Genomic DNA, 25,767 nt, shown 5'->3' with positions numbered 1-25,767 from the left:
GGTAAACGGCAGCTGGGTTCCCAGCGGCCGACCAGCATCGACTGATTGATCCGACACCGGCTCCACGTATCGAGCGAGGTGACGTCATGAGTATTTTTAGCCACTTCCAGCAACGTTTCGAGTCCACGCGGCAGGAGGAATACTCGCTGCAGGAATACCTCGATCTCTGCAAGCAGGACCGCAGCGCCTACGCATCGGCTGCGGAACGCCTGTTGCTGGCAATCGGAGAACCGGAACTGCTGGATACCTCGGCCAATTCGAGGCTTTCGCGGATCTTTTCCAACAAGGTGATTCGCCGCTATCCGACCTTCCAGGACTTCCATGGCATGGAAGAGTGCATCGACCAGATCGTGTCCTATTTCCGCCACGCAGCTCAGGGTCTGGAAGAAAAGAAACAGATCCTGTACCTGCTTGGTCCCGTCGGTGGCGGTAAATCGTCCCTGGCCGAGAAGCTCAAGGAACTGATCGAAAAGGTGCCCTTCTACGCCATCAAGGGTTCTCCCGTGTTCGAATCCCCCCTGGGGCTGTTCAACGCTACCGAAGATGGCGCGATTCTGGAAGAAGACTTCGGTATTCCGCGCCGCTACCTCAATACCATCATGTCGCCATGGGCCACCAAGCGCCTGGCCGAGTTCGGCGGTGACATCAGCCAGTTCCGGGTGGTCAAGCTCTACCCTTCGATCCTCAACCAGATCGCGGTGGCCAAGACCGAACCGGGGGATGAAAACAACCAGGACATTTCGGCCCTCGTGGGCAAGGTCGATATCCGCAAGCTGGAAGAGTTTCCTCAAAACGACGCCGACGCCTACAGCTATTCGGGTGCGCTGTGCCGGGCCAACCAAGGCCTGATGGAATTCGTCGAAATGTTCAAGGCGCCCATCAAAGTGCTGCACCCCCTGCTGACCGCAACCCAGGAAGGCAACTACAACAGCACTGAAGGCCTCGGGGCGATTCCGTTCAGCGGCATCCTGCTGGCGCACTCCAACGAATCGGAATGGCACACCTTCCGCAACAACAAGAACAACGAAGCCTTCATCGACCGGATCTACATCGTCAAGGTGCCCTACTGCCTGCGAGTCACCGATGAGGTCAAGATCTACGACAAGCTCCTGTTCAACAGCTCGTTGTCCAAGGCCCACTGCGCCCCCGACACACTGAAGATGCTTGCCCAGTTCACGGTGCTGTCGCGCCTGAAGGAGCCGGAAAACTCCAACATCTATTCGAAGATGCGCGTCTATGACGGTGAGAACCTCAAGGACACTGATCCGAAGGCCAAGTCGATCCAGGAATACCGCGACAACGCGGGAGTCGATGAAGGGATGAATGGTCTGTCCACACGTTTTGCCTTCAAGATTCTGTCCAAGGTCTTCAACTTCGATCCACACGAGATCGCAGCCAACCCGGTTCACCTGCTGTATGTGTTGGAACAGCAGATCGAGCAGGAACAATTCCAGGCGGAAACCCGCGAGCGTTACCTGCGTTTCCTGAAGGAGTATCTGGCTCCGCGTTATATCGAGTTCATCGGCAAGGAAATCCAGACCGCGTACCTGGAGTCCTACAGCGAATATGGGCAGAACATCTTCGATCGCTACGTGCTTTACGCGGACTTCTGGATCCAGGATCAGGAATACCGCGATCCGGAAACCGGCGAAATCCTCAACCGCGTGGCGCTGAACGAGGAACTGGAAAAAATCGAGAAACCGGCCGGGATCAGCAACCCCAAGGATTTCCGCAACGAAATCGTCAACTTCGTCTTGCGGGCCCGGGCCAACAACAACGGCAAGAACCCGACCTGGCTCAGCTACGAGAAGCTGCGGGTGGTCATCGAGAAGAAAATGTTCTCCAACACCGAAGACCTGCTGCCAGTCATCAGTTTCAACGCCAAGGCCAGCAAGGAGGACCAGCAAAAACACAACGACTTCGTCACACGCATGGTCGAACGTGGCTACACCGACAAACAGGTACGACTGCTCTCCGAGTGGTACCTGCGGGTCCGGAAATCGCAGTGAGGCAGTGAAGCAGCGGCAAGCTTCAAGCCTTGAGCTGCAGGGGCGCTCACCGTCCCTGCGCTTGCGGCTTGCAGCTTGAAGCTGAGAACTTGAAGCTGCCCAGAGGGCCACCTATGAGCTATGTGATCGACCGACGCCTTAATGGCAAGAACAAAAGCACGGTGAACCGCCAGCGGTTTCTGCGGCGTTACCGCGACCATATCAAGAAGGCCGTCGAAGAGGCGGTCAGTCGCCGTTCCATTACCGACATGGAACATGGCGAGCAGATCAGCATCCCCGGACGCGACATCGACGAGCCGGTGCTTCACCACGGGCGTGGCGGCAAACAGACTGTCGTGCACCCCGGCAACAAGGAATTCACTAGCGGCGAACACATTCCGCGTCCGCAAGGCGGAGGTGGCGGGAGAGGTCCGGGCAAGGCCGGTAACTCCGGCGAGGGCATGGACGAATTCGTGTTCCAGATTACCCAGGAGGAATTCCTGGAGTTCATGTTCGAGGACCTCGAGCTGCCGAATCTGGTCAAGCGCAACCTGACCGGCACCGATACGTTCAAGACGGTGCGCGCCGGCATCAGCAATGAAGGCAATCCTTCGCGTATCAACATTATCCGTACGCTTCGCTCGGCCCATGCCCGGCGCATCGCGCTGTCTGGCAGCAGCCGGGCAAAGTTGCGCGAGACAAAGGAGGAGCTCGCCCGCCTCAAGCGCGAAGAACCCGACAATTTTGGCGATATTCAGGAGCTGGAAGCGGAGATCGAAAAACTTAGCGCGCGGATTCACCGTGTGCCATTTCTCGATACCTTCGACCTCAAGTACAACCTGCTGGTGAAACAACCCAACCCCAGCTCCAAGGCCGTGATGTTCTGCCTGATGGACGTGTCGGGGTCCATGACCCAGGCCACCAAGGATATTGCCAAGCGTTTCTTCATCCTGTTGTACCTGTTCCTCAAACGGAACTACGACAAGATCGATGTGGTGTTCATCCGCCACCACACCAGCGCCAGGGAAGTCGACGAAGAGGAGTTCTTCTATTCCCGGGAAACCGGCGGCACGATCGTTTCCAGTGCCCTGAAGCTGATGCAGGAAATCATGGCCGAACGCTATCCGGCCAATGAATGGAACATCTACGCCGCCCAGGCGTCCGACGGCGACAACTGGAACGATGATTCACCCATTTGCCGCGACATCCTGATCAACCAGATCATGCCGTTCGTCCAGTACTACACCTATGTGGAAATTACTCCACGGGAACATCAGGCCTTGTGGTACGAATATGAACGCATTGCCGAAGCGTTTTCCGACACATTTGCCCAGCAGCAACTGGTCTCGGCCGGGGACATCTACCCGGTCTTCCGTGAACTCTTCCAGCGCAGGTTAGTGACATGACCGCCAAAAAAGAGCAGAAGCGTCAACCCATCTCCACCGGCTCCGAATGGACGTTCGAGCTGATCCAGGCCTACGACCGGGAAATCAGCCGTATCGCGGACCGTTATGCCCTGGACACTTACCCGAACCAGATCGAGGTGATCACCGCCGAGCAGATGATGGACGCCTACGCGTCGGTCGGCATGCCTTTGGGCTATCACCACTGGTCCTACGGCAAGCACTTCCTCAGTACCGAGAAGTCCTACAGCCGCGGCCAGATGGGGTTGGCCTATGAGATCGTGATCAACTCCGACCCTTGCATCGCCTACCTGATGGAAGAAAACACCATCTGCATGCAGGCCTTGGTGGTGGCCCATGCTTGCTACGGCCACAACAGCTTCTTCAAGGGTAATTACCTGTTTCGCACCTGGACCGATGCCAGCTCAATCATCGATTACCTGGTATTTGCCAAGCAATACATCATGCAATGCGAGGAGCGTCACGGCATCGATGCCGTGGAAGACCTGCTGGACTCCTGCCACGCGCTGATGAACTACGGCGTGGACCGCTACAAACGACCGTATCCGATTTCCGCCGAAGAAGAACGCCGGCGTCAAAAGGATCGCGAAGAACATCTGCAAAAGCAGATCAACGATCTGTGGCGCACCATTCCCAAAGGGGCCGACAAGTACAGCGAGAAAGACAACGCGCGCTTCCCTGCCGAGCCTCAGGAAAACATCCTCTATTTCATTGAAAAACACGCTCCGCTGCTGGAGCCGTGGCAGAGGGAGATCGTGCGCATCGTGCGCAAGATCGCTCAATATTTTTATCCGCAACGCCAGACCCAGGTCATGAACGAAGGCTGGGCCACGTTCTGGCATTACACGCTCATGAACGACCTGTACGACGAAGGCCTGGTCACCGACGGTTTTATGATGGAGTTCCTCACGTCCCACACCAGCGTGGTGTTCCAGCCCGGTTTCGACAGCCCGTATTACAGCGGCATCAACCCTTATGCACTGGGCTTTGCCATGTACCGCGATATCCGGCGCATGTGTGAAAACCCCACAGAGGAGGATCGGCGCTGGTTCCCGGACATCGCCGGCTCGGACTGGTTGTCCGCTATCAAATTCGCCATGAGCAGCTTCAAGGACGAGAGCTTCATCCTCCAGTACCTCTCGCCCAAGGTCATCCGCGACCTGAAACTGTTCAGCATCCTCGATGATGACCAGAAAGATGACCTGCTGGTGCCTGCCATCCACGATGAAAGCGGTTATCGCGTCATCCGCGAGACACTGGCGGCGCAATACAACCTGGGCAACCGCGAACCCAACGTTCAGATCTACAGCATCGATCGCCGGGGCGATCGCTCGCTGACGCTGCGCCATCAGGCGCATGATCGCAAACCGTTGGGCGACTCAACCGATGAAGTCCTCAAGCACCTGCACCGCCTCTGGGGTTTCGACATCCATCTCGAAACCCTGCAAGGCGAGCAGGTGATGAAAACCCATCACGTGCCCCCCAGAACCGAGCAAACCGAAGGAGATTATGGCCGGTTGGACTTGGCTGTCATTCATCTTTGAACCCGTTTTCACCTCCGAAGGCCTGGCGCAAAGGTTATCCTGTCAGACCAACGGAGGTTTTTTATGCAGATCTATAAAGTCGGCGGCGCCGTTCGCGATCGCCTGCTGGGCATTCCTGTCACCGACATTGATTGGGTCGTGGTGGGGGCTACGGCCGAGGATATGCTCGCCAAGGGCTTTCGCCCGGTGGGAGCTGACTTTCCGGTATTCCTTGATCCCAAGACCGGGGAGGAATACGCCCTCGCCCGCACCGAACGCAAAAGTGGCCGCGGTTATGGCGGCTTCGTGTTCCATGCCAGCCCTGAAGTGACCCTCGAAGAAGACCTGATCCGCAGGGACCTGACGATCAACGCCATGGCCGAAGATGACCATGGCAATCTTACCGACCCGTATCACGGCCAACGCGATCTCAAAGCCCGCCTGCTACGCCATGTTTCCCCCGCGTTCGCCGAAGATCCACTCAGGGTCCTGCGGGTTGCCCGCTTTGCCGCGCGCTATGCTCCGCTCGGTTTCAAAGTGGCGGACGAAACCCTGGAACTGATGCGCCAGCTCAGCGACTCGGGCGAACTGCAAGCCTTGACCGCCGAACGCAGCTGGAAAGAAATTTCCCGCGCCCTCATGGAAAAACAACCGCAGGTGTTTATCCAGGTCCTGCGCGATTGCACAGCCCTCAAAGTCTTGATGCCCGAGGTGGATGCACTGTTCGGCGTGCCGCAACCCGAGGCCCATCACCCTGAAATCGACACTGGCGTCCACACCCTGAGCGTGCTGGAGCAGGCCGCGCTGCATGAACAGCCCCTGACGGTTCGTTGGGCGTGCCTACTGCATGACTTGGGCAAAGGCCTGACGCCCGCGCACGAATGGCCCCGGCATATCGCCCATGAACACACGGGCCTGAAGCTGATCAAGGCGGTCAATGAACGTTTCAAGGCACCGCGCGACTGTCAGGAGTTGGCTTTATTGGTCGGTCAATACCATACCCACGGCCATCGTGCGCTTGAGCTGAAGGCATCCACTTTGCTTGAGCTGTTGCAGAGTTTTGACGTGTATCGCCGCCCTCAGCGCTTCGAGGAGTTCATCGCCGCGTGCGAGATGGATGCGCGCGGCCGCAAGGGCCTGGAGAGTCGAAGTTATCCACAGGCGGATTACCTGCGTGGAGCGGCAGCGGCCGCACGCGGAGTAGCGGTGCAGCCCTTGCTGGAAAAAGGCTTCAAGGGACCTGAATTGGGCGAGGCGATCAAGCGTGAGCGTCTTCGGGCATTGAAAGCGTATAAAGACGCGGCGAGCTGAGAAAGCTTTGTGTCGGCTTGCATCTCGGCCATCGCGAGCAGGCTCGCTCCCACAGGCATCGCGGGCCGCTCAGGCGCAATGTCGGAGCGAGCCTGCTCGCGATGACGTCAGAGGCCTGACAGCAGCTCCAAAGGCGTGAGCGGTACACCCCGCCATTCAAAAGCCACCGGAGCCAACACCTGGTCAATCTGCGACTCATCCCACAAAGTCGCGAAGCTTTTGCCTACGCCAGGATGTATCCGATCGGGTGCAATCAACGACAATGGCCACAGGACAAAGGCGTTCTTGAGAATTTCGGCGCGGGGCAGGATCAAGCCGTCGAAATTGCCGACCTGCTCGCCATACAACAACACGTCGATATCCAGCGGCAGCCCTTTACGGTCCGGCGCATAACGACCGTTGTCTGCTTCGATGAACTTGAGGCGACGGTCCAGCTCCATCAGCGGCAGATCCGTGTAGGCAGCTACGACGAAATTGAAAAAAGGCCCGCTCTTGATCCCCACCGGCTGGCTCTCGAACACCGCCGAACAGCGTATGTCCACCAGGAAACCGGCAAGGGCTTCAAGACCTGCGCACAAGTGGGCTTCGCGCTCGATATTGCTGCCGAGCCCGAGAAAAACCTGAGTCAGCGACATCCGCGCTCGATCTCCACGCCCACGCCACTGGCGGCCGGCACAGCGCCGGGCTTGGTCACTTTCAGACGCAGCCAGGTAATCTTGAACTCGTCCATCAGCGCCTGAGCCAGTCGTTCGGCAAAGGTCTCAACCAATTGGAACTGGGCTTGCTCGGCAAATGCCTGGATGCGCGACGATACGCTGGCGTAATCGAGCGCCAGGGTCAGGTCATCGCCGGCGGCGGCCGGACGGTTATCCCAGGCGAAACTCAGATCCAGCCGCAGACACTGGCGGATGCCGCGCTCCCAGTCGTAGGCACCAATGACCGTGTCGACTTCCAGGCCTTCGATAAACACTCTGTCCAAGCACTCTTCTCCGCAGCACGACAAGGGCGCAATGCGCCGTTAGAATCAGGGCGTCCTCGCCCGGAATAGTTAGCATGTTTTGGTTACTGGCGACTTTCGCCTACCTGCTTGGCTCGCTGTCCTTCGCCATTTTGCTCAGCCGCCTGACCGGTCGCCCGGATCCGCGAATGAGTGGCTCGGGCAATGCCGGCGCCACCAACATGCTGCGCCTGGCCGGACGCAAACTTGCCATCCTGACCTTGCTTGGCGACCTCTGCAAAGGCCTTGTCCCGGTTCTGCTCGCCAATCTTGCAGGACTTTCGTTGCAGCAACAGGCCTGGATCGGTGTCTGCGCCGTCATCGGTCACTTGTTCCCGCTGTACTTTCGCTTTCGCGGCGGCAAGGGCGTCGCCACCGCCGCCGGCATGCTGCTGGGTCTGTATCCCCCCGCCGCCCTGCTGGCCGTCGCTGCCTGGCTGCTGACGTTCTACCTGACCCGCACCAGCTCCCTGGCCGCCCTGATCGCCACACCGCTGATTCTGCCATTGCTGGCCTGGCAGGAGCCGGCGGCCTTGCTGCCGGTGACGGCACTCGTTGCACTGATCGTCTGGCGCCACCGGGGCAATCTACGCGACCTGTTTGCCGGGCGCGAACGGCATTTTTAATCCAATCGCCCTACAGCGGTGACAACTGCTCCATGGGCCAGCGCGCCTGCACGCTGATTGCCAGGCTTTCGTGCTGGCCGGCTTGCAAACGCTGGCATCCGGCGAAGGCAATCATCGCCCCGTTATCTGTGCAGAACTCCGGCCTGGCGTAGTAAACGTCGCCGTTCATGCTGCCAAGCATGTTCTCTAGTGACACGCGCAAAGCCTTGTTCGCACTGACTCCGCCAGCGATCACCAGACGCTTGAGTCCGGCCTGTTTCAGGACGCGCTTGCACTTGATGGTCAAAGTCTCCACCACCGCCTGCTGGAACGCCAGCGAGATGTCGCAACGGGCTTGCTCGCCGTCGTCTCCGGCGCTGACGCATTGCTGCCAGGTGTTCAGGGCGAAGGTTTTCAGGCCGCTGAAGCTGAAATCCAGGCCGGGGCGGTCACACATCGGCCGCGGGAAGACGAAACGCCCCTCCACTCCGTGGGCCGCCAACCGTGCGATTTCCGGTCCGCCCGGGTAATTGAGGCCCATCATCTTCGCGGTCTTGTCGAAGGCTTCACCGGCAGCGTCGTCCAGGGTTTCCCCCAACAGTTCGTATTGGCCGATGCCATCGACCCGGACCAACTGGGTATGACCGCCAGAGACCAACAAAGCGACGAACGGAAACTCAGGCGGTTGCGGCTCCAGCATCGGCGCCAGCAAATGACCTTCCATGTGATGCACACCCAAGGCCGGGATACCCCAGGCGAAGGCGAGCGCCTGGGCACAGGAAGCACCCACCAGCAGCGCGCCCACCAGGCCCGGCCCGGCGGTGTAGGCAATGGCGTCGATCTCGGTCGGCACACAGCCGGCCTCGGCCAGGACCTGGCGAATCAAGGGCAGCATGCGCTTGACGTGATCGCGGGACGCAAGCTCGGGCACCACGCCGCCATAGGCGCGGTGCAGGTCGATCTGGCTGAACAGCGCATCGGCCAACAGGCCGCGTTCACTGTCGTATAATGCGACACCGGTTTCGTCGCAGGAGGTTTCTAATCCCAGTACTAGCATGGGTTTGCGCCTTGTAGAGGCTGAATTCGAAGGCGCGCATAATAGTCGTCGCGTTGTGCCCCGACCAGCGGTTTTCGATCAGAGGCTTTGCATTCCGAGCGATGAGGGGTTAACATCCGCAACCCTTAAAAACCGACGTCTTCAAGTGCTCTTTTGCCGCGAGGATGTTGACCCCGGTAATGAATGAAGGTAGCTCTGGATGCCAGCCGTCAAAGTAAAAGAGAACGAACCCTTCGACGTAGCTCTGCGTCGTTTCAAGCGCTCCTGCGAAAAAGCCGGTGTTCTGGCTGAAGTTCGTAGCCGCGAATTCTACGAGAAGCCGACTTCCGAGCGTAAGCGCAAAGCAGCAGCCGCTGTTAAGCGTCACGCCAAGAAAGTTCAGCGCGAACAGCGCCGCGCCGTACGTCTGTACTAATACACAGACGTCCGTAGCAAGCTTCTGCCAAGCCCGGCCCTCAAGCCGGGCTTATGGCATTTGCGGAAAACGCTTGATGCTTCACTGTCAAAGTCGCACATGCGACCGAGACAACCTGCTTTACCACGTCAGACCTGGCTCTTTTGCCAGCGGTGCACGTCTCTTCTGACGAGCCTTCCAAGGCTACTGACGAGCACACCCTGATTCCTCTAACGACGATCAGCCCAAGGCACCTGCTTGCGTGCCCGCCTGATGATCCGTGGCCTGAACGGCCGTTACCGGACTCAGCGCAACATATTCAAACAGTCGAATACTGATTAGTGATTAACGTCAGTGGACTATCGGCAGATACACTTCCCGACAGCGATGATGCAGACGACCCGGTCGAGCCACCGTTTTACCGTGCCTCAAGACCAAGAGTCGGTTACGCCTGCTGATTTCGGGTCCATATTTCGCGCAGTGATGATGAGAACGCCATGGCCGGGCTGATTCCCCAGAGCTTTATTGACGACCTCCTGAACCGCACCGACATCGTCGATGTGGTCAGCTCTCGCCTGCAAATGAAAAAAGCCGGCAAGAATTACACGGCCTGCTGCCCGTTCCACAAGGAAAAGACCCCGTCCTTCAGCGTCAGCCCCGACAAACAGTTTTACTACTGTTTCGGCTGTGGCGCTGGCGGCAATGCCCTCGGCTTCATCATGGACCACGACAACCTGGACTTCCCCCAGGCTGTCGAAGAACTGGCCAAAGCCGCCGGCATGGAAATTCCCCGCGAGGAAAGTGGCCGAGCGCACAAACCGCGCCAACCCACCGACTCGCCGCTCTACCCATTGCTAACCGCGGCGGCCGATTTTTATCGCCAGGCCCTCAAAAGCCATCCTGCCCGCAAGGCAGCCGTGGATTATCTCAAGGGCCGCGGCCTGACCGGGGAAATCGCCCGGGATTTCGGCCTCGGCTTTGCCCCACCCGGCTGGGACAATCTGTACAAGCACTTAAGCAGCGACACCTTGCAGCAACGCGCGATGATCGACGCCGGCCTGCTGATCGAGAATGCCGAAACCGGCAAGCGCTATGATCGCTTCCGCGACCGGGTAATGTTCCCGATCCGTGACACGCGCGGACGGATCATCGCGTTTGGCGGCAGGGTCCTGGGCGACGACAAACCCAAGTATCTGAACTCCCCGGAGACCCCGGTATTCCATAAAGGACAGGAACTCTACGGGCTGTACGAAGCGCGCAAGAACAACCGCAACCTCGACGAAATCATCGTCGTCGAAGGTTACATGGACGTGATCGCCCTGGCCCAGCAAGGTTTGCGCAATGCCGTTGCGACCCTGGGCACCGCCACCAGCGAAGAGCACATGAAGCGCCTGTTTCGCGTCGTGCCCAGCGTGCTGTTCTGCTTCGACGGTGATCAGGCCGGCCGCAATGCCGCCTGGCGAGCACTGGAAGCGACATTGCCATGCCTGCAGGATGGGCGGCGAGCGCGCTTTCTGTTTTTACCCGAGGGCGAGGACCCGGATACCCTGGTGCGCTCCGAAGGCACCGATGCTTTCCGTGCGCGGATCAACCAGCACGCGCAACCGCTGGCCGATTATTTTTTCCAGCAGTTGACCGAAGAAGCCGATCCACGCTCCCTCGAAGGCAAGGCCCATATGGCCACCCTCGCGGCACCGCTGATCGACAAGGTACCCGGCGCCAACTTGCGCACACTGATGCGCCAGCGTCTGACCGAAATCACCGGCCTGAACAGCGAAGCGGTCAATCAGTTGGTCCACAGCGCCCCCCAGGAAGCACCGCCGGCTTACGACCCAGGCATTGATTACGACGCGATGCCGGATTTCGCCGACTATCATCAACCTCAGCAGGACTACGCACCTGCGCAGGAATGGACACCCAAGAAACCGGGCAGCGGCGGCAAGAAATGGGACAAAAAACCCTGGGACAAGAACGGTAAGCGCGGCGATCGCGACCAGCCACGTGCCCCGCGCGTGCCGGCCGCCGTCGAACCACCAACACTGGCCGCCCTGCGGACTTTGCTGCACCACCCGCAACTGGCTGAAAAGGTCGAGGACGCTGGGCACTTCGCCGCCGAGGACCACAGCAATACGCAATTGCTGATCGCACTCCTTGAAGCCGTGCAGAAGAACCCCAAACTTAACTCTTTCCAGTTGATCGCCCGGTGGCACGGCACCGAACAAGGGCGCCTGTTGAAGGCCCTGGCCGAGAAGGAATGGTTGATTGATGGAGACAACCTTGAACAACAGTTTTTCGACACCATTACTAGCTTGTCCGCCCGCCAACGCGAGCGAAATCTGGAACAACTTCTGCGAAAAGCTCGCCAGAGCGAGTTGACCAGCGAAGAGAAAAACCAATTGCGCGATTTACTCAGCCGCAATGTTTGCGCATCAAACCCGACCTCAACTGGCGCGTGAGGTCACAGCTCAGGTATAATCCTCGGCTTGTTTTTTGCCCGCCAAGACCTTCAGTGGATAGGGTGTTATGTCCGGAAAAGCGCAACAGCAGTCTCGTATCAAAGAGTTGATCCTATTGGGTCGTGAGCAGGGCTACCTGACTTACGCGGAGGTCAACGACCACCTGCCGGAGGATATTTCAGATCCGGAACAGGTGGAAGATATCATCCGCATGATCAACGACATGGGGATCAACGTATTCGAGGTTGCTCCAGATAAGGATGCCCTTATGCTGGCCGACGCCGATACCGACGAGGCGGCCGCTGAAGAAGCGGCCGCAGCGTTGGCAGCGGTCGAGACCGACATTGGTCGCACCACCGATCCCGTGCGCATGTACATGCGTGAAATGGGTACGGTAGAGCTCCTCACGCGTGAAGGCGAAATCGAAATCGCCAAGCGCATTGAAGAAGGCATCCGCGAAGTGATGGGCGCAATCGCGCACTTCCCTGGCACGGTTGACCATATTCTCTCCGAGTACACCCGCGTAACCACCGAAGGTGGCCGCCTGTCCGACGTCCTGAGCGGTTACATCGACCCGGACGACGGTATCGCGCCGCCTGCAGCCGAAGTGCCGCCGCCGATCGACGCGAAAGCCGCCAAGGCCGACGACGACACCGATGACGACGACGCCGAAGCCAGCGACGACGAAGAAGAAGCCGAAAGCGGTCCGGATCCGGTCATCGCTGCCCAGCGTTTCGGCGCTGTGGCCGACCAGATGGAAATCACCCGCAAGGCGCTGAAGAAGCATGGCCGCAACAACAAGCAGGCAATTGCCGAGCTGTTGGCACTGGCCGAGCTGTTCATGCCGATCAAACTGGTGCCAAAGCAATTCGAAGGCCTGGTCGAGCGTGTCCGCGGCGCCCTGGATCGTCTGCGTCAGCAAGAGCGCGCGATCATGCAACTGTGCGTGCGTGATGCCCGCATGCCACGTGCTGATTTCCTGCGTCAGTTCCCTGGCCACGAAGTCGACGAAAGCTGGACCGATGCACTGGCCAAAGGCAAAAGCAAATACGCTGAAGCCATTGCCCGCCTGCAACCGGACATCATTCGTTGCCAGCAGAAGCTGACCGCGCTGGAGGCCGAAACCGGCCTGACCGTCGCCGAGATCAAGGACATCAACCGTCGCATGTCGATCGGTGAGGCCAAGGCCCGCCGCGCGAAGAAAGAGATGGTCGAAGCGAACTTGCGTCTGGTGATCTCCATCGCCAAGAAGTACACCAACCGCGGCCTGCAATTCCTCGATCTGATCCAGGAAGGCAACATCGGCCTGATGAAAGCGGTGGACAAGTTCGAATACCGTCGCGGCTACAAGTTCTCGACTTATGCCACCTGGTGGATCCGTCAGGCGATCACTCGCTCGATCGCCGACCAGGCCCGCACCATCCGTATTCCGGTGCACATGATCGAGACCATCAACAAGCTCAACCGCATTTCCCGGCAGATGTTGCAGGAGATGGGTCGTGAACCGACTCCGGAAGAGCTGGGCGAACGCATGGAAATGCCTGAGGACAAAATCCGCAAGGTATTGAAGATCGCCAAAGAGCCGATCTCCATGGAAACCCCGATCGGTGATGACGAAGACTCCCATCTGGGTGACTTCATCGAAGACTCCACCATGCAGTCGCCGATTGATGTCGCCACCGTTGAGAGCCTCAAGGAAGCGACTCGCGAAGTACTCTCCGGCCTCACTGCCCGTGAAGCCAAGGTACTGCGCATGCGTTTCGGCATCGACATGAATACCGACCACACCCTTGAGGAAGTCGGTAAGCAGTTTGACGTAACCCGCGAGCGGATTCGTCAGATCGAGGCCAAGGCCTTGCGCAAATTGCGCCACCCGACGCGAAGCGAGCACCTGCGCTCCTTCCTCGACGAGTGATGTTAAAAACCCCCGGCCCTGCCGGGGGTTTTGTTATGTGCAGATAAAATCCCCCCGCTACGCCCCCCCGCCCTATTGCCCGTCTACACTCGAAACATCCTCCCCAAGCCATGACGAGACCGTGATGCCCAGACTGACGGCCGTGATTTTGCTGTCATTGATGAGCTGGACCGCAACGGCTGGCGCGCTGACGCTCACCGACGAAGAGCGCCGCTGGCTCAAGGACCACCCCGACCTGCGCCTGGGTGTCGACGCCTCCTGGCCACCGTTCGAATTTCGCGACGATCAGGGGCGGTATCAGGGCCTGGCCGCCGACTACGTGGATGTTATCCGCGAGCGGCTGGCTGTCACGCTCACGCCTATCGAGCCCGTCAGCTGGACGATGGTGCTGGAGCAGGTCGCACAGGGCAAAATCGATCTTTTACCCGGCATCATGTCCACGCCCGAACGTCAGAACTACCTGGCCTTCACCCGCCCATATCTGGACTTCCCCATCGTCATCCTGGCCCATCATGGCGGTGCAGAACCTCATAACCTTGAGGATTTGTACGGGCTGAAAATCGCCGTGGTGGAAAACTATGCGCCCCACGAACTGTTGCGCAACCACCATCCAGACCTGAATCTGGTGGCGCTGCCCAATGTCAGCTCAGCCTTGCAAGCCTTGGCCACAGATAAAGTGGATGCGGTGGTGGGCGACCTGGCTTCCAGTGTCTGGAGCCTGCGCCAACTCAAGCTTGACGGGCTCTATGTCAGCGGAGAAACACCCTATCGCTATCAACTGGCCATGGGCGTCCCCCGGGAGAACAGGATACTGGTGGGTATCCTGGACAAGGTGATAGCGGACATGAGCCCGGCCCAGATCAGCGAAATCCAGGAGAAATGGGTCGGCAATGTCCGAGATTACCGAAGGTTCTGGTCAGACCTGCTGGTTTACGGCTTGCCTGCGCTGCTCCTCTTGAGCGGTGTCCTTGCGGCGGTGATTCGCATCAATCGCCGCCTCAGCTCAGAGATCGCGCGACGAGTCGATCTGGAACAAGAACTGCGCAGCAGCGAATACCACTACCGCGGGCTGGTGGAGAGCCTTTCAGCAATTGCCTGGGAGGCAAGGGTCAGTGACTTCACCTACAGCTACGTGTCGCCTCACGCCGAAGATCTGCTCGGTTATCCCCTCTCCCACTGGCTGATTCCAGGGTTCTGGCGCAACATCATTCATCCTGCCGACCTGATCCGCGCCCAGAGCTATTGTGAGCATGAAGTGCTGGCGGGCCGGGACCATTGCATTGATTACCGCGTGATCACTGCTGACGGCCGCTGCCTGTGGGTGCGCGACATTGTCAGCCTGATCGAACACGGCCACGAACCGGTGATGCGCGGGTTGATGATCGACATCAGCGAAGCCAAACGCACCGAGGAAGCGCTGCGCCTCTCCGAGCAAAAATTCGCCTCGGTATTCCGTCAATGTCCGGACATCCTGGTGATAGCGCGCCTGATGGACGGTTGCCTGCTGGAGGTCAACAAAGCCTTCGAGGAGCAGATTGGCCTGAGCGCCGCAGAGGTGGTGGGCCAAACCGCGACCGAACTGAACATCTGGGGCATCCAGGACGTCGGCCCGGGCCTGCTGCAACGATTACAGGCCGGCAGTATCCGCAATCTGGAGATGCCTTTCCGCCGCAGCAATGGCCAGGTGTTCACCGGGCTGATCTCGGCCGAACCCTTCGACCTCGACACCACCCCAGCCCTGGTCGTGGTAGTCCGTGATATCAGCCAGCTCAAGGAAACCCAGCAGCAGTTGCAGACTTCCGAAGAGAAGTTCGCCAAGGCCTTTCATGCCTCGCCCGACGGCCTGCTACTGTCCCGGCAAAGCGACGGCCTGCTGATTGAGGTCAACGAAGGCTTCAGCCGTATTACCGGTTTCAATAGCGCCTTGTCGGTGGACCGTTCCACCCTGGACCTGGGTATCTGGGTCAACCTCAATGAGCGCAAACAGATGCTCGACCAATTGCAACGAGACGGTTATGTCAGGGACTTCAGATGTCATATCCGCCGTAACGATGGGCAGATAAGGCTCTGCGAAGTGTCCAGCCGCCCTCTGCCCATCGGCAACGAAGACTGCATGCTGACCATCGCCCGGGACATCACCGAACGCCACCTGATGCAGGAAAAACTGCAACAGGCAGCCACCGTGTTCGAAAGCACTGCCGAAGGCGTGCTGATCACCGATACACAACAGCACATCAGCGCGGTGAACCGCGCCTTCAGCGAGATCACCGGCTATAGCGAAACCGAAGCCTTGGGTCACACGCCGCGGCTGTTGGCTTCCGGCCTGCATGACAGTGCGTTCTATGCCGCGATGTGGCACCAGTTGACCGCCGAGGGACACTGGCAGGGGGAGATTTCCAACCGGCGTAAAAACGGCGAGTTGTATCCCAGTTGGCTGACCATCAGCGCGGTGCGTAACCGGGATCGGGAAATCACCCATTTCGTTGCGGTCTTTGCCGATATTTCCAGCCTCAAGCACGCCCAGGCCCGACTCGATTACCAGGCGCACCACGACCCGCTCACCGGCCTGCCAAATCGCACATTGTTCGAAAGCCGATTACTGACGGCGCTCAACAGCCAGCAGGAAGATGGCGGCCAGGGTGCGGTGCTGTTCCTGGACCTGGACCGCTTCAAGCACATCAATGACAGCTTGGGACACCCGGTGGGAGATCTGCTGCTCAAGGGTATCGCCGTGCGCCTGCGCGAGCAGTTGCGCGATATCGATACCGTGGCGCGCCTGGGGGGTGACGAATTCATCATCCTGCTGCCAGGCCTGCAACAACCCAGCGACGCCGAACACATTGCCCAAAAACTGTTGAATTGCTTTGCCGCACCGTTCCAGGCCGGGGAACATGAGTTTTTCATCAGCGCCAGCATCGGCACCAGTCTTTACCCACAGGATGGCTGCGACGTCGCCACGCTGGTCAAGAATGCCGACGCGGCGATGTACCGCTCCAAGGCCAAGGGCCGCAACCGGGTTGAAAGCTACACCCGCGACCTCACCGCCCAGGCCAGTGAGCGGGTGGCACTGGAACACGAGTTGCGACGCGCCATCGAGCGCAACGAATTATCGTTGTCCTTCCAACCCAAATTCAGCCTTGCCGACAATCGCCTGGTGGGCGCCGAGGCGCTGATTCGCTGGACCCACCCCACATTTGGCGACGTACCGCCGGAGCATTTCATCCCGCTGGCCGAAGAAAACGGCATGATCCTGCAGATTGGCGACTGGGTACTGGAACATGCCTGTCGACAACTGTCCGAATGGAACGACGCCTACGAAAGCCTCGGCCCGCTGTCGGTCAACCTTGCCGGAGCCCAATTGCGCCAACCCAACCTGCTGGGGCGTATCGAACAGTTGCTGCGTGAGCACCACCTCAAGCCCGGCTTGTTGCAACTGGAAATTACCGAAAACTTCATCATGAGCCAGGCCGAAGAAGCCCTCGCGGTGCTGCACCAGCTGAAAAAACTCGGTGTGCAACTGGCGATAGACGACTTCGGCACCGGCTACTCCTCCCTGAGCTATCTCAAGCGTTTGCCACTGGACTTCCTCAAGATCGACCAGTCCTTCGTCCGTGGCCTGCCCGATGACCCGCACGACGTGGCCATCGTGCGGGCAATCATCGCGCTGGGCCGCAGTATGCAATTCACCATCATCGCCGAAGGCGTCGAGACCCTGGCCCAACAACAATTCCTGGCTGAAGAAGGGTGCGAACAGATCCAGGGCTACATCGTCAGCCTGCCCCTGTGCGCCGAAGAGTTCGCCGCAACGTTTCTTCGTATGACCGTATCGGATTTTTCGGATAGCACAGCCGAGAAACCGTCGCTATAATCCGCGGCCTACTGAGGGCCTATAGCTCAGTTGGTTAGAGCAGAGGACTCATAATCCTTTGGTCCACGGTTCGAGTCCGTGTGGGCCCACCATCTTGAAAGCCGCGCATTGCGCGGCTTTTGCGTTTTTGAGCGGCGAGACTGGGCGCACTGGCCAAAGGTCTTCATAAACAACCGCTGCGCAATAAGCACGTCATCCATGCGATGTATACCCGCCCAGCTATAGTGAATTTCGCCTATACCGGACGTTTAGAAGATCAAACTGGCAGTAGCACTCAACTGAACAGACATTGGGCAGCCCCTGAGGCTGATTAAGCACAACTCTCAGGGCGCCGAAAGTACCGCTCTGTAGTACAGTTGCGCCCGCCAGGGCCCGGCCACTGCCAGCGATAAAGGCCGGTTTAGCCCTCGAACGACTCGACGGTGCCATATAGCGGGTTTTCGGATCGGGAACGATCGGCGGCACCGAAACGTCCGAAGACGCGAAATCGGATGTAAAACCAGGCATAAACTGATCGCGGGACGCTCAAGAGAGCGATTCCGCCGATAATAAGAAATATAGGAGAAACAGATGGAATTCCTGCAAACGCTGTTTGGGTATGTCGACAGCCTCACGTGGGGGTGGTCGCTCATACCCATTCTCGTGGTCTTCGGAGTGTTCATCACGATCATGTCGGGTTTCGTCCAGTTCGAATTCTTCGGCCGGATGTTCCGCGTGCTGTCAGGGAAGAACCAGAACAGCGACCCCAATAACCTCAGCGCGCGACAGGCGCTACTCGTATCCGTGGGCGGCCGCGTGGGCGGCGGAAACATTGCCGGTGTAGCCGTCGCGATCACGCTCGGTGGGCCCGGCGCGGTTTTCTGGATGTGGTGCATCGCGCTCGTCGGCATGGCGACAAGTCTCGTCGAATGTACGCTTGCCCAGATCTACAAGCGCACCGACGGGGAGCACTCCTTCCGTGGCGGCCCAGCCGACTATATCCGGCACGGCCTCGGCTCGAACTACAACTGGCTGGCGATAGTTTATGCAGTCTGCCTGCTGGCAGCCTTCGGCCTTGGCTTCAATGCCTTCCAAGGCAACACTGTGGCCGGCGCGATGCAGGATTCGTTCGGGATCAGCCGCCTTGTGACCGGGGCACTCCTGGTGCTTGTCACCGGTTTTGTGATCTTTGGTGGAATCAAGCGCATCGCCAAGGCGGCCGATGTCGTGGTGCCCGTCATGGCGCTGGGTTACCTGGCGCTTGCCCTGATCGTCATCGTGATGAACATCGGTGAAATTCCGGCGCTCTTCGTACGCATCGTCTCTAGCGCCTTCGGCTATGAAGAAGCCATCGCCGGTGGCATGGGGGCTGCGATTGCACAAGGCTTGCGCCGCGGGCTGTTCTCAAACGAGGCGGGGCTTGGTTCCGCACCGAACGTCGCGGCAACTGCGCTGGTGCATCACCCGGTCAGCCAGGGCATCACCCAATCGTTCTCGGTCTTCATCGACACGATCGTGATTTGCTCGTGCACGGCTTTCATCATCCTGCTGGGTGATGTCTATGTTGCCGGTGCAACAGGCATCGACGGTGTCGTACTGACACAACAGTCACTGGCCAGCCATTTTGGTGAGTGGTCGCGCTACGCGTTGACTCTGGCGATCCTGCTCTTCGCCTTCTCGTCCATCATCTACAACGTCTATCTGGGTGAGAACGCACTGGCGGCCATCACCAAATCCAAACCGGCCCTGCTGGTGCTGCGCGTGTTTATCCTGGGCTTGATTTTCCTCGGCGCTGCGGCCCCGAACGCCACCTCGGTGTTCTTCTTCTCAGATCCGATGATGGGCATTCTGGCACTGGTGAACCTGATTGCGATTTTGATGCTGTTCCCTACCGCGATACGGGTGATCAACGACTTCCGCGCGCAGTTGAAAGCCGGTGTGGCAAGGCCGGTCTTCGATCCGGCAAATTTCCCCGACCTCGATCTCGACCGCAAGGCATGGGATACCAATCGCTGGAAATGATCCCGGCCCGGTCGCAGCCTGGATTGGGCTGCGGCCGCATCTGAAACGGGCTGATGCCAGCATCGTCAAATCTGCGGATACTGCCACCATGACCAACGTCATGGTGGCAGGCATTCCCGAGCGCATCCCAATGGAGTAGGTGGCAAAGGCATGCGAGCCTGTAACATGCCAGCCACCGATATCCACGCCGGAGCCCATCTTGTCTGACACCCGCCCTCCCGTCCTCGACGAAATCGACCGCCAACTGATCGCCGCCCTGCAAATCAATGCCCGGGAAAGCGTCGCCATGCTCGCCCGACAATTGGGCATCGCCCGCACCACCGTGACTTCGCGGCTGGCACGGCTGGAAAAAACCAAGGTCATCACCGGGTACGGCGTGCGTCTGGGGCAGCGGGTGATAGACGGCGGGTTACAGGCTTACGTCGGCATCAAGGTTCAACCGCGCTCCGGCAAGGACGTGCTGCGGCGCTTGAGTGCGATGGCCCAGGTCCAGCAACTGTGTGCGGTCAGCGGCGAATTCGACTATGTGGCCTGGCTGCGCACGGATTCACCGGAGCAGCTGGATCAGTTACTGGATCAGATTGGCAGTGTGGATGGGGTGGAGAAAACCACCACTTCGATCATCCTCAGCAGCAAGATCGATCGGGGGCAGCCGGTCTAGAGGGGTGCGACTTACCTGTCAGAGCGGGCTTGCTCACGAAGACCCGAGCACAGCCAGCCTCCCCAGTAACCGCCCACCGCCTTCGCCAGAATACCCATACTCACCAGGCTCAGACTCGTCACTACGACCAACCCACACATCAAAATGACTGATAACAATCCAGAACGACGACACATTGCGTCTTATTAACGTGTTTCACCCTCTCTAGAATGGCTGGCATCTTTCCTATACTCAGACGCGAAAGCCGCGTCGAGTCGCCCAATCAAGGTCAGCCATGAACAAGAACAATCGCCACCCAGCAGACGGCAAGAAGCCCATCACCATTTTCGGGCCGGACTTTCCTTTCGCTTTTGACGACTGGATCGAGCATCCCGCCGGCCTGGGCAGTATTCCCGCCCACAACCACGGGGCAGAAGTCGCGATTGTCGGTGCCGGGATCGCCGGTCTGGTGGCGGCCTACGAGTTGATGAAGCTGGGCCTCAAGCCGGTGGTCTACGAAGCGTCGAAAATGGGTGGGCGCCTGCGCTCACAAGCGTTCAACGGCGCCGAGGGTGTCGTTGCCGAGTTGGGGGGCATGCGGTTTCCGGTGTCGTCCACGGCGTTCTATCACTACGTCGACAAACTGGGCCTGGAGACCAAACCGTTTCCCAACCCTTTGACCCCGGCCTCGGGCAGCACGGTCATCGATCTGGAAGGCCAGACCTACTACGCACAAAAGTTGGCCGACCTGCCGGCATTGTTCCAGGAAGTGGCCGACGCCTGGGCCGATGCGCTGGAGGACGGTTCGCGCTTCGGCGATATCCAGCAGGCGATTCGCGACCGCGACGTGCCACGCCTCAAGGAACTGTGGAACACCCTGGTCCCCCTGTGGGACGACCGCACTTTTTACGACTTCGTCGCCACGTCCAAGGCGTTTGCCAAACTCTCGTTCCAGCACCGTGAAGTGTTCGGCCAGGTGGGTTTCGGCACCGGCGGCTGGGACTCGGACTTCCCCAATTCGATGCTGGAAATTTTCCGCGTGGTGATGACCAATTGCGACGATCATCAGCATCTGGTGGTCGGTGGCGTCGAGCAGGTGCCCCATGGCATCTGGAAGCATGTGCCGGAGCGCTGCGCGCACTGGCCAGAAGGTACCAGCCTCAACTCCTTGCACCTGGGCGCCCCGCGCAGCGGTGTGAAGCGCATCGCGCGCGCCGACGATGGCCGGTTCAGCGTGACCGACGTGTGGGACAACACCCGCGAATATGCCGCGGTGCTGGTCACCTGCCAAAGCTGGCTGCTGACCACTCAGATCGAATGCGAAGAGGCGCTGTTCTCGCAAAAAATGTGGATGGCCCTGGACCGCACCCGCTACATGCAATCGTCGAAGACTTTCGTGATGGTCGACCGGCCCTTCTGGAAGGACAAGGATCCGGAAACCGGCCGCGACCTGATGAGCATGACCCTCACTGACCGCCTCACCCGTGGCACCTATCTGTTCGACAATGGCGATGACAAGCCAGGGGTCATTTGCCTGTCGTACTCGTGGATGAGCGATGCGCTGAAAATGCTCCCCCATCCGGTGGAAAAACGCGTGAAGCTGGCGCTCGACGCCTTGAAGAAGATTTACCCCAAGGTGGACATCGCCGCACGGATCATCGGCGATCCGATCACCGTCTCCTGGGAAGCCGACCCGCATTTCCTCGGCGCATTCAAAGGTGCTCTGCCCGGCCACTATCGCTACAACCAGCGCATGTACGCCCATTTCATGCAGGACGACATGCCGGCCGAACAGCGAGGGATCTTTATCGCCGGCGATGACGTCTCATGGACACCGGCCTGGGTTGAGGGCGCGGTACAAACCTCACTCAATGCCGTGTGGGGAATCATGAAGCACTTCGGCGGTGAAACTCACCCCGAGAACCCGGGGCCAGGTGACGTGTTCGACGAAATCGGTCCGATCGCCCTGCCCGAATAAAAGGAGTTTTTGATGCGTGTAGCCCTTTACCAATGTTCACCGCTGCCGCTGGACCCGGCCGCCAACCTGCAACGCCTGCATCAGGTGGCGCTGGAGGCCAGGGGCGCCGATGTGTTGGTGTTGCCGGAAATGTTCCTGACCGGCTACAACATTGGCGTCGACGCGGTGAATGTATTGGCCGAGGTCTACAACGGCGAATGGGCGCAGCAGATCGCTCGCATCGCCAAGGCGGCCAGTCTGGCGATCGCCTATGGCTACCCGGAACGCAGCGAAGATGGGCAGATTTACAACGCGGTGCAACTGATCGACGCCCACGGCGAACGCCTGGCAAATTATCGAAAGAGTCACCTGTTTGGCGATCTGGACCACGCGATGTTCAGCGCTGGCGATAGCGAGCTGCCCATCGTCGAGCTTAACGGCTGGAAGCTCGGCTTTCTGATCTGCTATGACCTGGAGTTTCCGGAAAACGCCCGGCGCCTGGCCCTGGCCGGCGCCGAACTGATCCTGGTGCCCACCGCCAACATGCAGCCCTATGAGTTCATCGCCGATGTCACCGTGCGCGCCCGAGCCATCGAGAACCAGTGTTTTGTGGCTTACGCCAACTATTGCGGTCATGAAGGTGAATTGCAGTACTGCGGGCAAAGCAGCATCGCCGCCCCGGATGGCAGCCGCCCTGCCCTTGCCGGGCTGGACGAGGCCTTGATCGTGGGGGAACTGGATCGGCAACTGATTGAGGATTGCCGTGCGGCCTACAACTACCTGCATGACCGCCGCCCTGAGCTTTACGACGACTTGAACAAACACTGATTGAGAACGCTCCCTAATCCGCTAGCATGAGCGCTTCTCTGTTCTGGAAACGCTCATGTCGGCCGTCGATTCCTTCTGCCCCCACACTGAAACCCTGGCCAACGGCTTGCGAGTGACATTGCGCCATGTCCCCGGCCTCAAGCGCAGCGCTGCGGTGCTGCGGGTGGCGGTCGGCAGCCATGATGCGCCGCTCGCCTGGCCGGGACTGGCGCACTTGCTCGAACATCTTTTCTTCCTCGGCACTGAGCGGTTTCCCACAGAGCAGAACCTGATGACCTACGTGCAACGGCATGGCGGCCAGGTCAATGCCCGCACCAGCGATCGCACCACCGATTTCTTCTTCGAATTACCACCGGCTGCCTTTGCCGGCGGCCTGGAGCGACTCGGGGACATGCTCTCCCATCCGCGCCTGGATGAAACCGTCCAATTGCGCGAGCGAGAAGTGCTGCACGCGGAATTCATCGCCTGGTCTCAGGACCCCACGGCCCAGCGACAAGTGGCCCTGCACGAAGGACTGTCCGCAGCTCATCCACTGCGAGGTTTCCATGCGGGTAATCGCGACAGCCTCGCGGTGCAGCGGGCCGAGTTCCAAATGGCACTGCAAGACTTTTATCGAAGGTTCTACCAGAGCGGCCAAATGACGCTGAGTCTAGCCGGCCCGCAAAGCATCGAAGCCATGAAGGCACTGGCCGAGCAGTTCAGCGGCGATGTGCCTGCGGGTGAAGCGGTCACCCGACAGCCGGCGCCAGAGCTGATGGCATCGCACCAGTCCGGTTATCAACAGGTCAGCCCAGGACGTCTCGATCTGCTGTACGCCTTCGAAGGTTTGCCCGTCGCCTCGCCGCAAACCATGGATTTTCTCTGCACATGGCTGAATAACAGCAAACCGGGGGGCCTGCTCGCCACCTTGCGTCAACGCGGTCTGGCTGACAGCCTCAAGGCATCGGCGCTGTACGAGTTTGCCGAGCAGGCGCTGTTGCACATCGAGTTCAAACTCGACAACGATCACGCACTGAACGACATTCAGCCATTGCTGCACGATTGGTTGGGATTTTTCGCCGCCCAGGACGACTGGGCGCCCTTGCGCGATGAGTTCAGCGCCCGCCTGCAACGTCGGCAGGAGACCGCGACGGCGTTGCAACTGGCCCGTTGGGACAATGAAGAACGTGATGTTCAACTGTCGGAAAACGATCTGTCGCGGCTCAGGGAAATTCTCAAGCAATTGCACCCGGCGGAGCACGTCACCGGGCAATGGCAACTGCCCGCGCCCAACCCGTTCCTGCAAACGGCAAGCGAACCACCCCGTACCGGGTTGATACGCGGCCAGACCAGCGCCCATCGCGGTCTGCGCACCTTCGCCCAGGACCGCTCCCGGGGCCGGCGGGAACGTTCCCCCATGCAGTTCAGCCAAGGGCTGGCGGACAACACCTCGCAAGGCGCGGTGTATCTGCGCTGGCGCCTGGCGACGCTGCCCCCGCTCGACCTCTCGGCCAGGCTTGATCGGCACCTGCAGGATCTGCGTGAAGATGCGCAGCAGGCCGGCGTGGAAGTCACCTTTGAGCCCTGCGCCGACCAATGGCTGCTGAAGCTGGTTGGCCTGCAGGCACCGATGCCCTTGGTGCTCGAGCACATCCTGACGAAGCTGGGACAACCACTGCCGCCGGCGCCAGCGAAGAGCGAACCTGCACTGATACCGATTCGACACCTGTTGAAGGAGCTGCCGATTCATTGCCAGCAAAACTCCTCATCGTCAGCCTTGGCGCTGCCCGATCGCGACAACAGCGTGTGGACGACGGCGCATTGGGACGCACTGGCCATCGGTCTCTCGGCCGCCACCCAGGGAGCAATGGGCCCGGTGCTGGCCCGGGTGCCCGGCATTGCCGGCCAGCAAGCCCAACCGGCCTCCCCTTGCGGGCAGCCGATCTGGCACACCCTTCAGACCCACGGCGACGAACAGGCCGTGTTGTTGTTTTGTCCCACGCCTACCCGAGCCCTGCGCGACGAAGCCGCATGGCGGTTGCTGGCACAGCTGTGTCAAACAGCGTTTTACCAGCGCCTGCGGGTCGAGTTGCAGTTGGGTTACGCAGTGTTCAGCGGTGTGAAGCAGATCGATGGGCAGACCGGTTTGTTGTTCGGTGTCCAATCACCCAGCGCCTCGGCGGCCCAGTTGATCGCCCATATCGACCAGTTCCTGAGCGGCCTGCCGGACCTGCTCCAGCAGCTCGACGATTCGACGCTGGCCAGTCAGCAGCAGGCCCTCGCCGCCCAATTCCAGAGCGCCGTCCTGCCCTGCGCCCAAGCGGCCGAACTGCTCTGGCAGGGCAAACTCGCTGGCCACCCGTCGGATTATCTTGAGCAATTGCCCGACGCCATCATGCGTGTGAATCGAGAACAGCTGATGGACGCCGTGCGGCATCTGACTAGCGCCGAAAGTGCACGCTACTGCCTGACCAATGGAGCCTGCCCTGGAGAGCCCTGGCACGCGGTGCCATGATCATTACAGTCTGTGCAATGAGCTTTCTTGGAGAATTGCAGCCAACGAATATGTCAGATTTAGTAACATAGCCGCCTAAGCATCTGAACATCTCCCTTCGGAGGTGGACTATATGTATAGGTCTCAACCGACCCATCCTGATGACAGCATCCCACCTAAAGGAGTATTTCCATGTCTTGGTCCAAACCCGCATATATCGACCTGCGTATCGGTTTCGAAGTCACCATGTACTTCGCCAGCCGTTGATTGCTGCAGGCGGTTGAACGCGCAGCACAACGCCTCGGTCAGCCGGGGCGTTTTTTATTTCGG

At 59.5% G+C, this 25,767-nt stretch carries 18 protein-coding genes and 1 tRNA gene; 16 read left to right on the top strand and 3 right to left on the bottom strand.

Annotation, left to right across the window (positions count from 1 at the left end; translation table 11 throughout):
- The first annotated feature begins 86 nt into the window (after positions 1 to 86).
- From HQ912_RS03805 to HQ912_RS03790, 4 genes are all read left to right on the top strand, one after another.
- Positions 87 to 2,009 carry a PrkA family serine protein kinase gene (locus HQ912_RS03805; RefSeq protein ID WP_047228075.1) on the top strand — a complete coding sequence of 641 codons (1,923 nt, stop codon included), beginning with the start codon at positions 87 to 89 and terminating at the stop codon, positions 2,007 to 2,009.
- A 113-nt stretch (positions 2,010 to 2,122) separates the two neighbouring features.
- Positions 2,123 to 3,394 carry a YeaH/YhbH family protein gene (locus HQ912_RS03800; protein ID WP_047228076.1) on the top strand — a complete coding sequence of 424 codons (1,272 nt, stop codon included), beginning with the start codon at positions 2,123 to 2,125 and terminating at the stop codon, positions 3,392 to 3,394.
- Complete coding sequence (locus tag HQ912_RS03795) at positions 3,391 to 4,956, top strand: SpoVR family protein (RefSeq protein ID WP_047228077.1); 1,566 nt, start codon at positions 3,391 to 3,393, stop codon at positions 4,954 to 4,956. The genes HQ912_RS03800 and HQ912_RS03795 overlap by 4 nt, the downstream gene beginning before the upstream one ends.
- Positions 4,957 to 5,019: 63 nt before the next feature.
- Entirely contained in the window at positions 5,020 to 6,246 is a 1,227-nt protein-coding gene (locus HQ912_RS03790) for a multifunctional CCA addition/repair protein (protein ID WP_107322999.1), read from the top strand.
- A 107-nt stretch (positions 6,247 to 6,353) separates the two neighbouring features.
- On the opposite strand, the gene folK is transcribed toward HQ912_RS03790, so the two are convergent.
- Together folK and folB are read right to left on the bottom strand one after the other, a co-directional pair.
- Complete coding sequence (gene folK / locus HQ912_RS03785) at positions 6,354 to 6,881, bottom strand: 2-amino-4-hydroxy-6-hydroxymethyldihydropteridine diphosphokinase (RefSeq protein WP_047228079.1); 528 nt, start codon at positions 6,879 to 6,881, stop codon at positions 6,354 to 6,356.
- On the bottom strand, positions 6,872 to 7,225 hold the full coding sequence (gene folB, locus HQ912_RS03780) for a dihydroneopterin aldolase (RefSeq protein WP_018607238.1): 354 nt from the start codon (positions 7,223 to 7,225) through the stop codon (positions 6,872 to 6,874). The genes folK and folB overlap by 10 nt, the downstream gene beginning before the upstream one ends.
- A gap of 74 nt (positions 7,226 to 7,299) precedes the next feature.
- On the opposite strand from folB, the gene plsY reads away from it, so the two are divergent.
- The gene (plsY, locus tag HQ912_RS03775; protein ID WP_160893924.1) at positions 7,300 to 7,869 is read left to right on the top strand and encodes a glycerol-3-phosphate 1-O-acyltransferase PlsY; all 570 of its coding nucleotides are present in this window, start codon (positions 7,300 to 7,302) and stop codon (positions 7,867 to 7,869) included.
- 10 nt (positions 7,870 to 7,879) lie between these two features.
- On the opposite strand, the gene tsaD is transcribed toward plsY, so the two are convergent.
- A complete protein-coding gene (tsaD, locus tag HQ912_RS03770) occupies positions 7,880 to 8,905 on the bottom strand; it encodes a tRNA (adenosine(37)-N6)-threonylcarbamoyltransferase complex transferase subunit TsaD (protein WP_173406484.1) in 1,026 nt (341 codons plus the stop codon).
- Positions 8,906 to 9,104: 199 nt separating this feature from the next.
- Here tsaD and rpsU point away from each other — a divergent pair, with 199 nt between their 5' ends.
- The 11 genes from rpsU to pqqA all read left to right on the top strand — a co-directional run bounded on the left by rpsU (position 9,105) and on the right by pqqA (position 25,704).
- Positions 9,105 to 9,320 (top strand): 30S ribosomal protein S21, encoded by a 216-nt coding sequence (rpsU, locus tag HQ912_RS03765; protein ID WP_002551877.1) that lies wholly within the window; start codon positions 9,105 to 9,107, stop codon positions 9,318 to 9,320.
- A gap of 476 nt (positions 9,321 to 9,796) precedes the next feature.
- Positions 9,797 to 11,755, top strand: a complete 1,959-nt coding sequence (gene dnaG / locus HQ912_RS03760; RefSeq protein WP_047228082.1) for a DNA primase — start codon at positions 9,797 to 9,799, stop codon at positions 11,753 to 11,755.
- A gap of 67 nt (positions 11,756 to 11,822) precedes the next feature.
- Positions 11,823 to 13,670, top strand: a complete 1,848-nt coding sequence (rpoD, locus tag HQ912_RS03755; RefSeq protein ID WP_047228083.1) for an RNA polymerase sigma factor RpoD — start codon at positions 11,823 to 11,825, stop codon at positions 13,668 to 13,670.
- Positions 13,671 to 13,794: 124 nt separating this feature from the next.
- A complete protein-coding gene (locus HQ912_RS03750; RefSeq protein ID WP_047228084.1) occupies positions 13,795 to 17,538 on the top strand; it encodes a bifunctional diguanylate cyclase/phosphodiesterase in 3,744 nt (1,247 codons plus the stop codon).
- Between the two features lie 15 nt (positions 17,539 to 17,553).
- Positions 17,554 to 17,630: transfer RNA gene (locus tag HQ912_RS03745), tRNA-Ile, on the top strand.
- A gap of 478 nt (positions 17,631 to 18,108) precedes the next feature.
- Positions 18,109 to 19,539, top strand: a complete 1,431-nt coding sequence (locus HQ912_RS03740) for an alanine/glycine:cation symporter family protein (protein ID WP_107323002.1) — start codon at positions 18,109 to 18,111, stop codon at positions 19,537 to 19,539.
- Positions 19,540 to 19,738: 199 nt separating this feature from the next.
- Complete coding sequence (locus HQ912_RS03735) at positions 19,739 to 20,200, top strand: Lrp/AsnC family transcriptional regulator (protein ID WP_024779396.1); 462 nt, start codon at positions 19,739 to 19,741, stop codon at positions 20,198 to 20,200.
- Positions 20,201 to 20,474: 274 nt separating this feature from the next.
- Positions 20,475 to 22,157 (top strand): flavin monoamine oxidase family protein, encoded by a 1,683-nt coding sequence (locus HQ912_RS03730; RefSeq protein WP_107323003.1) that lies wholly within the window; start codon positions 20,475 to 20,477, stop codon positions 22,155 to 22,157.
- Positions 22,158 to 22,169: 12 nt separating this feature from the next.
- Positions 22,170 to 22,964 carry a carbon-nitrogen hydrolase family protein gene (locus HQ912_RS03725; protein WP_173406483.1) on the top strand — a complete coding sequence of 265 codons (795 nt, stop codon included), beginning with the start codon at positions 22,170 to 22,172 and terminating at the stop codon, positions 22,962 to 22,964.
- Between the two features lie 55 nt (positions 22,965 to 23,019).
- Entirely contained in the window at positions 23,020 to 25,458 is a 2,439-nt protein-coding gene (gene pqqF / locus HQ912_RS03720; protein WP_173406482.1) for a pyrroloquinoline quinone biosynthesis protein PqqF, read from the top strand.
- A gap of 171 nt (positions 25,459 to 25,629) precedes the next feature.
- Complete coding sequence (gene pqqA / locus HQ912_RS03715; RefSeq protein WP_003177660.1) at positions 25,630 to 25,704, top strand: pyrroloquinoline quinone precursor peptide PqqA; 75 nt, start codon at positions 25,630 to 25,632, stop codon at positions 25,702 to 25,704.
- Positions 25,705 to 25,767: the final 63 nt, after the last annotated feature.

Origin of the sequence: Pseudomonas sp. MPDS (assembly GCF_013283895.1) — a bacterium.
GTDB classification, from domain to species: Bacteria; Pseudomonadota; Gammaproteobacteria; order Pseudomonadales; family Pseudomonadaceae; genus Aquipseudomonas; species Aquipseudomonas rhizophila.
This window is presented reverse-complemented; position numbering and strand designations above follow the sequence as displayed.

Coding starts and splice junctions, on each gene's coding strand:
- HQ912_RS03730 (WP_107323003.1), top strand. CDS start 20,475: ATGAACAAGAACAATCGCCACCCAGCAGACGGCAAGAAGCCCATCACC.
- dnaG (WP_047228082.1), top strand. CDS start 9,797: ATGGCCGGGCTGATTCCCCAGAGCTTTATTGACGACCTCCTGAACCGC.
- rpsU (WP_002551877.1), top strand. CDS start 9,105: ATGCCAGCCGTCAAAGTAAAAGAGAACGAACCCTTCGACGTAGCTCTG.
- HQ912_RS03795 (WP_047228077.1), top strand. CDS start 3,391: ATGACCGCCAAAAAAGAGCAGAAGCGTCAACCCATCTCCACCGGCTCC.
- HQ912_RS03800 (WP_047228076.1), top strand. CDS start 2,123: ATGAGCTATGTGATCGACCGACGCCTTAATGGCAAGAACAAAAGCACG.
- rpoD (WP_047228083.1), top strand. CDS start 11,823: ATGTCCGGAAAAGCGCAACAGCAGTCTCGTATCAAAGAGTTGATCCTA.
- plsY (WP_160893924.1), top strand. CDS start 7,300: ATGTTTTGGTTACTGGCGACTTTCGCCTACCTGCTTGGCTCGCTGTCC.
- pqqF (WP_173406482.1), top strand. CDS start 23,020: ATGTCGGCCGTCGATTCCTTCTGCCCCCACACTGAAACCCTGGCCAAC.
- tsaD (WP_173406484.1), bottom strand. CDS start 8,905: ATGCTAGTACTGGGATTAGAAACCTCCTGCGACGAAACCGGTGTCGCA.
- HQ912_RS03790 (WP_107322999.1), top strand. CDS start 5,020: ATGCAGATCTATAAAGTCGGCGGCGCCGTTCGCGATCGCCTGCTGGGC.
- folK (WP_047228079.1), bottom strand. CDS start 6,881: ATGTCGCTGACTCAGGTTTTTCTCGGGCTCGGCAGCAATATCGAGCGC.
- HQ912_RS03805 (WP_047228075.1), top strand. CDS start 87: ATGAGTATTTTTAGCCACTTCCAGCAACGTTTCGAGTCCACGCGGCAG.
- HQ912_RS03725 (WP_173406483.1), top strand. CDS start 22,170: ATGCGTGTAGCCCTTTACCAATGTTCACCGCTGCCGCTGGACCCGGCC.
- HQ912_RS03740 (WP_107323002.1), top strand. CDS start 18,109: ATGGAATTCCTGCAAACGCTGTTTGGGTATGTCGACAGCCTCACGTGG.
- HQ912_RS03750 (WP_047228084.1), top strand. CDS start 13,795: ATGCCCAGACTGACGGCCGTGATTTTGCTGTCATTGATGAGCTGGACC.